The sequence below is a fragment of the Actinorugispora endophytica genome, from assembly GCF_004363075.1.
GTDB lineage: Bacteria > Actinomycetota > Actinomycetes > Streptosporangiales > Streptosporangiaceae > Actinorugispora > Actinorugispora endophytica.
This window is the reverse complement of record NZ_SNYN01000028.1, coordinates 26,774-40,321: the sequence shown is the minus strand read 5'-3', so window position 1 is coordinate 40,321 and position 13,548 is coordinate 26,774. Positions and strand designations below refer to the sequence as shown.

The window sequence follows — 13,548 nt, the reverse complement described above, 5'->3', positions numbered from 1 at the left end:
GTGCGCGGAGCACTGGAGTGCGGAGGCCTGCGGGGAGAAGGGGAGCGGGGCCGCCGGTGGCCCGGCCTCCGGCGGCCCGGCCGGGTCAGATGAAGTCGGAGCTGCCGTCACTGCCGTCGCTGTCGCCGCCCGCGGTGACGTCCCGCGACGTGACCTCGGGCAGCTCCTCGACCTCGACCTCGAACTGGTTCGGGTCCATGTGTCCCCACCTCTTCCTTTCTCGTTCGGGGCCGGGTCCGCCGCCTACAGGCGGACCGGTGTCAGCCCCGTCTGCGCGGCCGCGAACGCGTGGGCGTCGGCCGCGAGCTCGATGGCGCGGGTGACGGACCTGGGCCCGTGCCCGACACCGTGCTCGTAGCGCAGCAGGACCGGGAGCGGACCGGCGGCCCGCTCCAACAGCGCCGCGCACATCTTGCGGGGGTGCGCGGCGTCGGTCCGGGTGTCGCCGCCGAAACCGGTGAGCAGCACCGCCGGGTAGGGGCCGGGGTCCCCGCGCAGCACCCGGTGGTAGGGCGAGTAGTCCAGCAGCGCGGTGAGGTCGTCGGGTTCGGCGGCCGTGCCGAACTCGCGCGTCCACATCGCCCCCAGCCCGAGCCGCTCGAACCTGACCATGTCGGCGAGCGGGGCCGAGGCGATCACCGCGGCGCACAGGTCGGGGCGGCGGGCCACCGCCGCCAGCACCAGCAGACCGCCGGTCGAACCGCCGGAGAGGCACAGCTGCCCGCGCGCGCACTCGCCGTCGGCGACCAGGGTGTCGGCGGCGGCGACCAGGTCCCGGACCGCGCGCACCTTGTTCCGCCCCGCGCCGGCCAGGTGCCAGGCGCGGCCGCGGTCCCCGCCGCCGCGCACGTGTGCCACCGCGTACCGCCCGCCCGCGCGCAGCCAGGCCAGCACCGTCGCGGAGAAGCCGAACTGGCGGGGCCGCCCGAACCCCCCGTACGCGTGCAGGATGGTCGGCCCCGGGGCCGACCCGGGCAGTGCGAAGAGCGTGACGGGGACGGGGGTGCCGTCGAAGGAGGTGGACCACAGCGTACGGCGCTCGACCCGGACGGGCTCGGGAGCGGGCCCCGACGGGTCGGGCCAGCGCTCGGGCGCACCGCCCGGGCGGTGCTCGAAGACGACCAGCTGGGTTGCCACGTCCGCGTAGCAGAACCGGATCCGGTCGTCCTCGTCGGTCTCCAGCCGGGTGACCATGCCCTCGCCCGGGAGCGGGACCGCGCGAGGGGCCCTCGGCCGGGCCGGGGTGTGCGAGTGGAGTTCGCTGACGCCCAGGCGGGTGCGGGCGGTCAGGATCTCCACGGCGTTCGGCGCGCCGGACACCGCGAAGCCGTCGAGGGTGGCCTCGGGGTCCTCGGATACCACCTCGTGCCACCGCTCGGGCGCGGGCGCGGCCGGGTCCACCGCGCACACCCGGCGCAGCGGAGCGCCGTGCGTGGTGCGCAGGTACAGCAGGCCGTCCGGGCCGAGGTCGGCCTCGGACTCGATGTCTCGGCCCACGTGCACCGGACGCAGCTCGGGAGCCTCGGGGGAGGCGCCCGCCAGGTCCGCGATCCACAGGTCGTTCCGGTGCCCGGTGCCGTGGCTCTCGCTCACCAGCAGCCACCGGCCGCGCCGCAGCCGCACCCCGGGGACGGTGCGTCCGGTGGCGCAGGGGTGCACGAGCGCGTCGGGGACCGCGGGGAGGCCGACCCGGTGCAGCCACACGCCCCGGCGTCCGTCGCCGTCGTCGCGGCGCACGAAGTAGAAGGCGGCGCCCAGGGCGGCGGGGAGCCAGGCCACGTGGGTGTAGCGGACGCCCTCGACGGCGCGTTCGACGGGCAGGCCGGTCGTGGTGGACAGCACCCGCAGCGCCCCGCGCTCGGTCCCGCCACTGGAGGTCTGCACCGCCACCAGCAGGCCGTCGGGGCTCGGCTCCCAGGCGTCCAGGGTGGTGGTTCCGCCGGGGTCGTGCGTCAGGGGGTCGAACAGTACGCGTTCGCGGCCGTCCTCGACCACCACCAGCCGGGGGTGCTCGTCGCCGTCGCCGCGGCGGGTGGCGAACACCAGGCCCGCGCGCCGGACCGGCATGGACCACAGGACCGTCGAGACGAGGGACCGGATGTCCGCGGCCAGCGCGTCGCGCAACCGCCAGGCCAGGGCCGCGGTCCGGAACTCGGTGTCCCGTTCGGCGAGCCAGCGAATGGTCTCGGCTGAGTCGTCCCGCTCCAACCAGCGGTACGGATCGGGGACCGTGCCGGGGTGGACGAGAAGTGACGGGTCGCTTGGCACGCTTGAAATACATCAACGCGGCGGAGCGCGGGTCAAGGCACGAACGGCTTACCCCGCCACGACAGGAATGTGTCGCCGGGAGGACGTTTGGGCCGGGCCGGTCGCCGTGATCTCCCGGTTTCCCGGTGGCCCCGGACCGAGCCCGCGGCGGTCCTCCCGGACGGTCCGGGCGTGCGCGCGGCGGTGATCCGGGCGGCGCGCCACCCGAGGGGGCCCCGCGAAGCCCGCGCGGCCCCCGGCACCGGAGAGGCGCGGACCTCAGCGACAGCTCTTCAACAGGTCGGCGGCGTCGTGTTCGGTCACGGGCACCGGCCCCCCGGCCAGGACCGACAGCGCCGCCCGGTAGTCCGGGCCCGCGTCCAGGTCGGTGATCCAGACCTCGTCCGGCGCGCCGGGGGGATCCCAGGACAGCACGGCCGCGCTCTCGTGCGGGCCGCTGACCGTGATCGGGGTCAGGCCGCCGGACAGTCCCGCGCCGGTGGCCTTGAGCAGGGACTCCTTGCGCGCCCAGTAGGTGAAGAAGCCGCCGGTGCGCTCGGCTTCGGGCCGGGACTCCAGGGCCGCGCGCTCGATCCCGGTGAGCGCGTAGGAGGCCAGCCCCTCCAGGTCGCGGGACTCCGCGACCCGCTCCACGTCCAGGCCCACGGGGAGGCCGCGCGCCACGGCCACGCCCACCCGGGACCCCGAGTGGGTTATGGAGATCTCCCACCCCGCGGCGGGGCCGGCGGGGCGCGGCTTGCCGTGCGGTTCGGGCCGGTCGCAGTGGTCGCAGTGCAGGGTGAACGCGACGTCGCGGGGCGCGCACCCGGCCGCGCGCGCGCACACCAGCCGGGCCAGGGAGTGCGCGACCGCGTAGCGGTCCCGGTCCGCGGCGAGCCGGAAGCGCGCGTGCCGCGCTCGCTCGTCCTCGTCCAGCAGTCCGAGAAGGGCGGGGGAGGCCAGGGCGGGGTCGGCCCACCAGACGTCGCAGGCCGGTACGGCGGGGGTAGCAGGAGGCACGGCCCCATTCTGTCCCACACCGGCGGACAAGGGGAATGTGCCCCCGATTCACTCAGAATTGCTGATAGTTCACACAGGCTTCGGCCATTATCGAGCGCCTGACGAACACTGGATGTGTTTGAATCGGGTCATGGACAGCGCCGAACGGATGGACGTCATCGTGGCCCGTCTTCGCTCCGAAGGCGAGGTGGGCGTGGTCGAGCTGGCCGAGCTCACCGGGCACTCGGAGATGACCATCCGGCGCGATCTGGGCCACCTGTCCGGGCAGGGGGTGCTGCGGCGCGTGCGTGGCGGCGCGGTCAGCCTCCTGCCGCGTGGCCAGGAGCCGCCGTACGCCATCCGGGAGCGTCAGGCCGTCGACGCCAAGAAGCGCATCGGGGAGGCGGTCGGCGGACTCGTGGGCGACGGCCAGGCGGTCCTGCTGGACAGCGGGACCACTGTCCTGGAGGCGGCCCGGGAACTCGCCGGGCGGCACGTCACCGTGATGCCGCTGTCCCTGCGGGGGGCCGCGGCGCTCAGCGAGGGCCGCACGGCCAAACTCCTCATGGCCGGGGGAGAGGTGCGCCCGGGGGAGCTGTCCCTGATCGGCCCGCTGGCCGAGGCGTCCCTGGGCGCGGTCCGCTTCGACACCGCGGTCCTGGGCTGCTGCGGGCTGTCCGCGGCCGACGGCGTCACCGCCTACGACCTGGGTGACGTCGCGATCAAACGAGCCGCCATGCGATCGGCCCAGCGGGTGGTGCTGGCGGTCGACTCCACCAAACTCGGCCAGGTGGCCATGGGGCACGTCGGCCCCGTCAGCGAGATCGACATCCTGGTCACCGACACCGACGCGCCGGACGACGACGTCGCCGGGATCCGGGCCGCCGGGGTGACGGTCCACCGGGTCTGACCGGGCGGGCCCCGGCCGGGGCCCGCGGTCCTGGCGGTCCTCGTCGCTCCGGTCCTGCGCCCCGCCGCAACGCGGCGGCGCGAACCCGTCGGCTCGGACGCCTGACCTCCCGGGCGCGGGGGCCTGTCCGCCGCGCCACCTTCATATGACCTGGCACTCCACGCGTGTGAAAAGCAGATAAAGCGGGAATCCGTCTGCTGAGATCACGAGAGGGAGGTCGGGCATGTCGATGCTGATCCTGTTCGGTATCACCGCGCTTGCCGTGTTCGCCGTCCTCGTCACCCTGTTCATCCTGGTGCTCGTGCTGGGGCAGGACACGGAGAACACCGAGGACCACGTCGACGACGAGGCCATCGAGGAGGCCTTCCACGAGCACGGTGTCCGTTTCGGCTGACGGCGCACCCCTATGATCGTCCAGACGCCGCCGAGACGGGGGCGGTACGGGCGGAGGGGCGATGGCGGGGGAGGACAAGCCGGTGTTCGCGGCCAGGCGCCGTGAGCGCATCCTGGAACTGGTGCGCGCCAACGGGGCCATGGCGCTGCGCGACATCGCCGACCAGGTGCGCGTCTCCGAGGTCACCGTGCGCAGGGACGTGCGGACCCTGGAGGCCGAAGGGCTCATCGACCGCCGCCGGGGCGGCGCCGCCCTGCCCGGGCACCCGCTCGCAGGGAAGGGACGGCGGGCCGGCGGCACCGCCCCCGAGCTGTCCGCCATCGCGCGCAAGGCGGCTCCCCTGGTGTCCGACGACGACGCGATCGTGCTGGGACCGGGCGAGGCGGTCGAGGCGCTGGCCGCCGAACTCACCGGCCGCCGCGGCCTCACCGTCGTGACGAACTCCCTGAGGGTCGCCCAGACGCTGGCGGCCGCGCCGGGTGTCGAGGTGGTGATGACCGGCGGGACGCTGCGCGGTTCGGTTCTCGCCCTCGTCGGCGGCGCCGCCGAGCAGTCCCTGGAGGGGCTGCGGGTGCGCAGGGCCTTCGTCTCGGGCCAGGGGGTCACCGCCGAGCGGGGGCTGAGCACCCCCAACGCGGCGGTGGCGGGGGTGGACCGGGCGCTGGCCGCGTGCGCGGAGGAGGTGATCGTGCTGGCCGACCACAGCAGGGTCGGCGCCGACACGATGGTGCAGACGGTCGCCCCCGAGCACATCGCGCACCTGGTCACCGACAGCCACGCGGACCCCGAGGTGCTGATGACCCTGGAGGACATGGGAACCACCGTGTACGTGGCGGTGCCGGACGTGGACCGGGGCGAGTAGGCGGGTTCCCGGGCCGGAAACGGAGAAGGGGAGCAGGGGCGGCGGGGAGCGAGTACGCTACCGGAATCCGACGATGGAGGCCGCTGCCATGCCCACCCCGGTCACCCTGCCAGAGCCGTGGTCCCGCTCCCGGTTGAGCGTTGTCGTGCCCACCTACAACGAGGCCGAGAACCTGCCCGTCCTCGTGGAGCGGGTCATGGCGCTGGAGCTCCCGGGGCTGGCCCTGGTGGTCGTGGACGACAACTCCCCCGACGGCACGGGGGACGTCGCGGACAAGCTCGCGGCCGAGTACGACGGCAGGATCACGGTGCTGCACCGCACGGTCAAGGACGGCCTGGGCCGGGCCTACGTGGCGGGGATGACGCGGGCGCTCGAGGACGGAGCCGACTTCGTCGCCCAGATGGACGCCGACCTCTCGCACCCCCCGGCCTACCTGCCCCAGTTGCTGGGCACGCTGCTGTCCACCGGAGCGGGCGTGGTCATCGGCAGCCGCTACGTGCCCGGCGGAAGCCTGTCCACCGAGTGGGGGCTGCGCCGCCGCCTGCTGAGCGGGTGGGCCAACGCCTACGTCAAGACGATCCTGGCGATGCCGGTCCGGGACGTCACGGCGGGGTTCAAGGTGTGGCGGCGCGAGGCCCTGGAGGCGCTGGACCTGGCGAGCGTCCACAGCACCGGCTACAGCTTCCAGGTCGAGATGCACTTCCGCGCCTACCGTCGCGGCCAGAAGATGGTGGAGATCCCCATCCACTTCGAGGACCGCGTCGAGGGGGCCAGCAAGATGGACCTGTCCGTCCAGATCGAGTCGGCCCTGCGCCCCTTCCAGCTGCGCCGCCACGAAAGGGACGCCCGGTACGAGCGGTGAGTCTTCTCCCTCGCCGATCTTGACCTTTCCGGGGTCCCGGAGGCGGTTGAGACCCCGGAAAGGTCAAGATCAGCGGGGAAAGCACGCGGGACGCTAGACCACCGCGGTCGGCGCGTCGCGGCGGTCGCGGAGCACCGTGTCGGCGATGCGCTGGGCCAGCTGCTCGGCCTGGTCGCGGATCTCGGGAATGGCGGTCGTCTCGTAGAGCTGGCCGCGCCGCGGCGGGCCGAGGGCGAACAGGCGGCGGCTCACCCGGCCTGACGGGGTGACCAGGGCGCCGCGCGGGCAGGTGTGCACGCCGAGGCCCAGGTGGTCGGGGCGGGCCAGGCCGTCGGCGAGCAGCCGCGCCACGAGGGGCGCGCGGCCCGGGGCGGACCCGGTGCAGTCGAGTACGGCGTCGACCTCCACCACGGAGCCGTCGCCCAGTGTGGCGCGCAGAGCCGATCCGGCGGGCACGACACCGCGCACGCCGCCGCCGTGCGTCCGCAGCCGCCCGGTGGCGCGCAGCAGCGTGACCCGGGTCGCGGTCTCCGGGGCCATCCGGTGCCGGGCGTTCTCCCAGCGGCGGGACAGGCGCTCCAGGAAGCAGCGCTGCTCGTCGGGGGACAGGCCCTGCCACAGCGTCTGGGTGTGCGGGCGCAGGGAGTCGACCACGTGCCGCCAGTCGCCCGGGTAGGCGTCCACGGCCGCGCGCAGACGGCGCACGAGGCCGCGCAGCGGCAGCGGACCGTTCTGTCCGGAGGCCAGGTCCACCAGGCCCGGCGGGGTGGCCAGGGGCGGCCGGTGCGCGTGCGGCAGCAGGCCGGTGCGGGAGGCGGCGTGCACCACGGCGCGCGGGTTCGCCCCGGTGAGGGTGAGCGCGGAGTCCACCATGGTCAGTCCGGTGCCCACGGCCAGCACCCGTTCGCATCCGGCCAGCGCGGCGACCCCCTCCCGGGGGTGCCACGGGTCGGTGACGGTGCCGGGTGGCGCGGCGCGGCCGAGGACGCTCCCCTCGGTGCTGTTGCCGGTGGCCACCACCAGCGCGGCCGCGTCGAGCCGTCCGCCGCCGGACAGGCGCAGCTCGACCGCCTCGGCCGTTGGCCGGGCCGACTCCACGCGGGCGGTGCGGGTCTCGAGGGAGGCGTACGGGTGCGCCCAGCGCGCGGTCTCGTCGAGGGTGCGGGCCAGGTAGTCGCCGTAGACCCGGCGCGTCGGGAAGGTCTCTGGCCCGGCCGGGTGGCCGTTCCGCCGGAGCCATCCGGCCAGGTGGCCGGGCTGGTCGGGGAGCGCCGACATGGTCTTGACGGGCGCGTTGAGCAGGTGGGCGTCGTCGGTGGTGGAGTAGGCGGCGCCGCGCGCGTGCCGACCGTGCTCGTCGACCAGGACGATCCGGTAGGGCAGCCGCAGCCAGGTGGTGGCGCGCAGCAGGGCCACGGCGGCGAGCGCCGCGCTGGCTCCGCCGCCCGCGAACGCGATGACCGGCCGCGGATCGGGCTCCATCAGCTCGCGAACCATAAACCTACTCTATCGGTCGGAATTAGAGTTTTGGGTGGCCTGGGTCGGGCGGGTCGCCTCCTGCCGCCGCGATACCCCGAAATCTATCCGCTGGGAGGGCCGGGGGAAACGGGGAACGCGTGGAACGGCGGACCGCCCCTGCCTTCCCGGAAGGGGCGGACCGCCGTTCGTGCCGGGTCACTCGCTGGCCAGAGCACCCGTGATCGAAGTGCGCGCGGCCCTGCGGGCGGGCATGAGCGCGGCCAGCAGCCCCGCCACGACCGCCGCCGCGAGGAAGCCGGCGATCTCGACGGCGGGCAGGGCGAAGAGCATCCCGTCGAAGGCGCTCCGCCCCGCCGCCCAGCCGAACAGCGTCCCCAGCGCGACCCCCAGGATCGCGCCGACCAGGGAGACCAGGACCGCCTCGGCGCCGAGCATCCGCCGCAGCCGCGCCTTGGACAGGCCCAGCGCGCGCAGCAGCGCGGACTCGCGGCGGCGCTCCAGCACCGACAGCGCCATCGTGTTGGAGATCCCGAACACCGCGATCAGGATCGCCAGGCCCAGCATCCCCGAGATGACGAGGAACATGGTTTCCAGCACCCGGTCGAACTCCGACCTGATCTCGGCGGCGCTGGCGACCTGGAGGGTGGGGTGGTCGGCGACCGCGTCGTCGACCACCTCGGTGAGCTCCTTCAGGTCGGTGCCGTCCTGAGCCCTGACGTAGAGATACCCGGCCCCGACCTCGGGGAACAGCGACTCGAAGTCGGTGACGGACGTGGTCACCCCGGACAGTCCACCGGAACCGGGCACGATCGCGACGACCGTGAGGGACACCCGTCCCTCCGCGCTCTCCAGTTCCACCCGGTCGCCCAGGCCGACGCCCAGCTCGGTGGCGGTCCCCGCGCCCACCGCGGCCGAGCCCGCGCCGACGTCGCCGATGTCGCCCTCGACCTCCCCGTTCCCGATGTCGGTTCCCAGTTCCGCGCCGGGGTAGGTCTCGACGAACACCTGGTTCTCGTCCGAGGCGGAGCGCGAGGTGAAGACCGAGGAGATGAGAGGGGACGACTCCAGCTCGGCGGCCACCGAGTCGGGGATGGGCGCCTCCTCCCCGTCGGGACTCAGCTGCGGGCTGATGGAGTAGTCGACCGGGAACTGCTCGGCCAGCTGGGCGTCCATGGTGACGCGCATGGAGGAGCTGATCACCGAGTAGCCGGTGATGAGCGTCGCCCCGACGGTCAACGCGATCATCGCGGTCGCCGCCCGCTTGGGGCTGCGCAGCGTGTTGTCCACGGCCAGCGAGCCGACGGCCCCCAAGCGGCGCAGGGGCCAGCCCAGGACCCGGACCGTGCCGCGCACCAGCAGCGGGCTGACGGCCAGCACGCCGACGAAGCACACCATGGCCGAGGCCACGACCAGGGCCATGCCCGTCGTTCCGGCCTCCGTCGACAGCGTGAGAGCCAGGACCGCGCCCGAGGCGAGGAAGAGCGCCGCCCCGACGGCGACGCGCGCCCGGCCGACACCCTTCTCCAGGCCGTCGGCCACCGCGCTGGAGCGCAGCGCGTCCAGCGGAGCCACCCGCGTGGCGCGCAGCGCAGGGACCAGCGCCGACACCAGTGTGACCAGGGTGCCGACCAGCAGCCCGGCGAGGACCGGGACGGCCTCGACGACCGGCTCGATCGGAGTGTCCGTCCCGCTCACCACGTACTCCGACCCCAACGCGAAACCACCGAGTCCCAGGCCGACGCCCACAGCGGTACCGAGGGCGGAGGCGGCCAGCCCCACGACCAGCGCCTCCAGGAGCATCCCCCGAAAGACCTGCCCGCGCAGGGCGCCCACGCACCGCAGCAGCGCCATCTCGCGCTGGCGCTGGGCGACGAGGATGGCGAAGGTGTTGTGGATGACGAGCGCGGAGACGAACACCGAGACCGCCGCGAACAGCAGCAGCGCGGTGCCCATGATCGCCGCGTCGGCGCCCGCGGCCGAGGCCAGGCTCTCGCCGTGCTCCTGACCGCTCCGCACGTCGGCGGCCTCGTCCAGGACCCCGGCCACCGCGGTCACGGCGCGTTCGACGGGGACTCCCTCGGCGGCGCGCACGTGGATCTCGGCGAACCCGTCCCCCTCGACCATCCGCTCGGCGGTCCCGAACGCGAAGGCGACGGCGCCCCGGTAGCTGACGCTCTGTTCGAGCCCGAACTCGATCAGGCCGGTGACGGTGAAGTCGTGCGGCTCGCCCCCCGGGTCCAGGACGGAGACGGTGTCGCCCACCGTGAACCCGCCCTGCTCGGCGCTGAGCGTGGACAGCGCCACCTCGTCGTCGCCCTCGGGCAGGCGGCCCTCGGCCGCCTCGTAGCGGGCGACGTCACCGCCGACGGACGTCCCGGCGGTCGGGAACGCGCCCAGCGTGCGGCCGTCGGAATCCAGCAACGGCGCGGTCCCGAAGACGACGCCGGTCGCCGCGGTCACCTCGGACAGGCCGCGGACCTCCTCCAGCGCGGCGGTGCCGAACGACGGGGGCCCGGCCTCGGGATCGGTCCCGGCGTCGGGCTCCGGGGGGAACGCGATCACGTCCACCCGCTCCATCGACCCCATCACCTGAGTGGCGAAACTCCGTTCGAGGGTGTCGGTGAAGACGAGGGTGCCGGTGGTGAAGGCCACGCCCAGGACGATGGCCAGAACGGTGGTGGCCAGGCGGCCCATGTGGGCGCGCAGCCCGGCGAGTGTGGTGCGCAGCATCTAGGCCTCCAGTCCCACGAGCCGGTCCAGCACGGTCTGGGCGGTGGGGGCGGCGAGGTCGTCGACGAGTCGGCCGTCGCGCAGGAACACGACGCGGTCGGCGTAGGAGGCGGCCACGGGGTCGTGGGTGACCATGACGACGGTCTGCTCCATGGTTCGGGCGGAGTCGCGCAGGAAGGCGAGGATCTCCGCGCCGGTGCGCGAGTCGAGGTTGCCGGTGGGCTCGTCGGCGTAGACGACCTCCGGGGAGCCCAGCAGGGCGCGGGCGACGGCCACGCGCTGCTGCTGGCCGCCCGACAGTCGGGAGGGCAGGTGGTCGAGGCGGTCGTCCAGGCCCACGACGCCGACGACGTGGGCGAGGCGTTCGGGGTCCACGCGGCGCCGCGCGATCTGGGCGGGCAGCAGGATGTTCTGCTCGGCGGTGAGCATGGGCAGCAGGTTGAAGGACTGGAAGACGAAGCCGATCCGGTCGCGGCGCAGCAGGGTGAGCTGCTTGTCGGTCAGGGTGGTCAGGTCGGTGCGGCCCAGGCGGACCGAGCCGGAGGTGGCGGTGTCCAGCCCCGCCATGCAGTGCATCAGCGTGGACTTGCCCGACCCCGACGGCCCCATGATCGCGGTGAACGCCCCCCGCGCGAACTCCACGTCCACCCCGTCCAGCGCCCGCACCGATGACCCCCCTGACGAGTAGACCTTGGTCAGCGCGCGGACGACGACAGCGGGCGGCTCCTGCGGGGGGTCCGTCCGGACGGATGCGGAGGTCTGGTGCACGGTCGTGAACTCCTTCGGTGATCGGTGGGCGGTCACCACGCTAGGCCCGGGGAACCCCTCAGGACCTCGGCCGAACAGGGGATTCGTCCCTTGCCCAAAGGCCGGGGGAAGGCGGTCCGGGGGCGGCCTTCCGGTGGTACCGGCTGCCCGGCGGCACCGACTTTCGTCGGTGCGGGGTTCCGCTGCCGGGGGAGGGCCGGCCCGGTGAAGCGCTCGTAGACTCCGGCACATGGGACGACGGTGGACGGAGCGCGCGGACGAGGCGTGGCGGTGGGGCCGGGAGCACCGCCACCGGCTGGCCGACGTGTTCTGCGCGGTGGGCTCCTACCCCTTCGTCGTCCTGGGGGCGTTGACCGGGGTCTCCGGTGGGGTCGGCCTCGCGGGCCTGGGGATGGGCCTGATCGACGATTCCGCCGTCATCGGACTGTTCCTGGTCGTGCAGGTGGGGCTGAACATGCCCGGGCTGGTCGCGTTGAGCGTCCTGGTGCGCCGCCGCCGTCCGGTCTGGCTGATGGCCGCGGCCCTGGCGATGCTGCTGCTGTTCGGCAACCCGGCCCCGGCAGCCTTCGCGCTCTACAGCCACGCGGTCTGGTCTCCCGACCGGAGGCGGCTGGTGAGCTGGTCGGGCGCCTACTCCGGGGTGCTGGTGGTCACCTACACGGGGGACTACCTCGCGGCGGTGGTCTTCAGCCTCACGTTCACGATCGTGCTCCCGATGGTGCTGGGGTTGTGGGTCGGCACGCGGCGCCAGCTCGTGGAGAACCTGCGCGAGCGGGCCGAGCGGCTGGAGCGCGAGCAGAACCTCAAGGCCGAGAGCGCCATCGCCGCCGAGCGCACCCGGATCGCCCGGGAGATGCACGACGTCGTGGCGCACCGGGTCAGTCTCATGGTGCTGCACGCGGGCGGCCTGGAGGTCTCGGCCGAGGACGAGCGCACCGTGGAGACCGCGGGGCTGATCCGCACCACCGGCAGGGAGGCCCTGGCCGAGCTGCGCGAGATCCTCGGCGTGCTGCGCGACGCCCCCGGCGACGCGGCGCCCACGGCGCCCCAGCCGGTGCTGAGCGACCTGGCCAAGCTCGTCAACGACTCCAGGGCCGCCGGGATGGCGGTCGACTGGCGCACCACCGGTTCGCCGCGCCCGCTGCCCGCGCAGGTCGAGCGCACCGCCTACCGGGTGGTGCAGGAGTCGCTGACGAACGCGGCCAAGCACGCGCCCGGCGCCGACGTCGAGGTCCGCGTGGACTACGGCGCGCGGGAGCTGGAGGCGGTGGTGGTCAGCGTCCCGCCGCCCGAGCGGGTGGCGGACGAGCAGGCGCCCAGCAGCGGGTACGGCCTGGCCGGGCTCCGGGAGCGCCTCACCCTGGTCGGCGGGACGCTCACAGCGGGGCCGCTGGCGGACGGGGCGTGGCAGGTCCGCGCTATCGTGCCGGTGGGGCCGGCGCAGCGGGTCGGCGCCCTCCGGAACGCGGACGGGGACGGGGAGAGCGCGTGATTTCGATCGTCTTGGTGGACGACGAGCAGCTGGTGCGCTCGGGACTGCGGATGATCCTGGACTCCGCGCCGGACCTGCGGGTCGTCGGGGAGGGCGGTGACGGGGCCGACGCGCTGCGGCTGGCCGGGGAGCTGGAGCCCGACGTCATCCTGCTGGACATCCGGATGCCCGGGACCGACGGCCTGACCGCGGCCGCGGCGCTGGCCGCGCTGCCCGACCCGCCCAAGATCATCCTGCTCACCACCTTCGACCTGGACGAGTACGTGCACCGGGCGCTGCGGGCCGGCGCCGTGGGCTTCCTGCTCAAGGACACCCCGCCGCGCGACCTGATCGCCGCGGTGCGCACCATCCACGAGGGCAACGCGATGCTGGCGCCCAGCGTGACCAAGCGGATGCTGGAGCGCTTCACGGCCTCGGCCGCGAACGGCGCGGCCGAGGCCGCCGGGCGGCTGGGCGTCCTGAGCGAGCGCGAGCGCGCGGTGCTCTCGGCGGTGGCCCGGGGCATGTCCAACGCGGAGGCGGGACGGACCCTGGGGATGCGCGAGGCGACCGTGAAAGCGCACGTCAGCCGAATTCTGTCCAAGCTCGGTCTGAGCAACCGGGTGCAGGCCGCGATCCTCGCGCACGACGCCGGGTGGGCCTGACGCGCGGCCCGGGGACCCGGCCGGGGCCGCTACCACGCGCTGTTCTCTGTCGATGATCCTGACGTCATCGACAGGACTACGGGGTCTCGTCCGGTTCGCGTGTTCGGCGAACCGCCGAACCAACCGGACGGTATGCAATTCCTCCCCCGTCGCCCCTTCCG

11 protein-coding genes are annotated in these 13,548 nt (G+C 74.2%); 6 read left to right on the top strand and 5 right to left on the bottom strand.

Annotated elements, in window-relative coordinates:
• Nucleotides 1-243: 243 nt before the first annotated feature.
• Together EV190_RS21140 and EV190_RS21135 are read right to left on the bottom strand one after the other, a co-directional pair.
• Complete coding sequence (locus EV190_RS21140; protein WP_133743352.1) at nucleotides 244-2,268, bottom strand: prolyl oligopeptidase family serine peptidase; 2,025 nt, start codon at nucleotides 2,266-2,268, stop codon at nucleotides 244-246.
• A gap of 258 nt (nucleotides 2,269-2,526) precedes the next feature.
• Nucleotides 2,527-3,267: a 4'-phosphopantetheinyl transferase family protein gene (locus EV190_RS21135; RefSeq protein ID WP_133743351.1), complete on the bottom strand. Its 741-nt coding sequence runs from the start codon at nucleotides 3,265-3,267 to the stop codon at nucleotides 2,527-2,529.
• Nucleotides 3,268-3,397: 130 nt separating this feature from the next.
• On the opposite strand from EV190_RS21135, the gene EV190_RS21130 reads away from it, so the two are divergent.
• The 4 genes from EV190_RS21130 (at nucleotide 3,398) to EV190_RS21120 (ending at nucleotide 6,274) form a co-directional block, all read left to right on the top strand.
• Nucleotides 3,398-4,156: a DeoR/GlpR family DNA-binding transcription regulator gene (locus tag EV190_RS21130; RefSeq protein WP_133743350.1), complete on the top strand. Its 759-nt coding sequence runs from the start codon at nucleotides 3,398-3,400 to the stop codon at nucleotides 4,154-4,156.
• A gap of 223 nt (nucleotides 4,157-4,379) precedes the next feature.
• Nucleotides 4,380-4,550, top strand: coding sequence for a hypothetical protein (locus EV190_RS23570; RefSeq protein ID WP_166655521.1), 171 nt, complete (start codon nucleotides 4,380-4,382; stop codon nucleotides 4,548-4,550).
• Between the two features lie 61 nt (nucleotides 4,551-4,611).
• Nucleotides 4,612-5,412: a DeoR/GlpR family DNA-binding transcription regulator gene (locus EV190_RS21125; protein ID WP_133743349.1), complete on the top strand. Its 801-nt coding sequence runs from the start codon at nucleotides 4,612-4,614 to the stop codon at nucleotides 5,410-5,412.
• 88 nt (nucleotides 5,413-5,500) lie between these two features.
• A complete protein-coding gene (locus EV190_RS21120) occupies nucleotides 5,501-6,274 on the top strand; it encodes a polyprenol monophosphomannose synthase (protein ID WP_133743348.1) in 774 nt (257 codons plus the stop codon).
• A gap of 93 nt (nucleotides 6,275-6,367) precedes the next feature.
• Here the strand turns inward: EV190_RS21120 and EV190_RS24220 are convergent, their stop codons facing one another.
• The 3 genes from EV190_RS24220 to EV190_RS21105 form a co-directional block, all read right to left on the bottom strand.
• The gene (locus EV190_RS24220) at nucleotides 6,368-7,771 is read right to left on the bottom strand and encodes an FAD/NAD(P)-binding protein (protein ID WP_133743347.1); all 1,404 of its coding nucleotides are present in this window, start codon (nucleotides 7,769-7,771) and stop codon (nucleotides 6,368-6,370) included.
• Nucleotides 7,772-7,948: 177 nt separating this feature from the next.
• Nucleotides 7,949-10,483 (bottom strand): ABC transporter permease, encoded by a 2,535-nt coding sequence (locus EV190_RS21110; protein WP_133743346.1) that lies wholly within the window; start codon nucleotides 10,481-10,483, stop codon nucleotides 7,949-7,951.
• Nucleotides 10,484-11,251: an ABC transporter ATP-binding protein gene (locus tag EV190_RS21105; protein WP_133743345.1), complete on the bottom strand. Its 768-nt coding sequence runs from the start codon at nucleotides 11,249-11,251 to the stop codon at nucleotides 10,484-10,486. It abuts the gene before it with no gap.
• A 229-nt stretch (nucleotides 11,252-11,480) separates the two neighbouring features.
• On the opposite strand from EV190_RS21105, the gene EV190_RS21100 reads away from it, so the two are divergent.
• Together EV190_RS21100 and EV190_RS21095 are read left to right on the top strand one after the other, a co-directional pair.
• Entirely contained in the window at nucleotides 11,481-12,743 is a 1,263-nt protein-coding gene (locus EV190_RS21100) for a sensor histidine kinase (RefSeq protein WP_133743344.1), read from the top strand.
• Nucleotides 12,740-13,387, top strand: a complete 648-nt coding sequence (locus EV190_RS21095) for a response regulator (RefSeq protein ID WP_133743343.1) — start codon at nucleotides 12,740-12,742, stop codon at nucleotides 13,385-13,387. Before EV190_RS21100 ends, EV190_RS21095 begins: the two co-directional genes overlap by 4 nt.
• The last annotated feature ends 161 nt before the right edge of the window (nucleotides 13,388-13,548 follow it).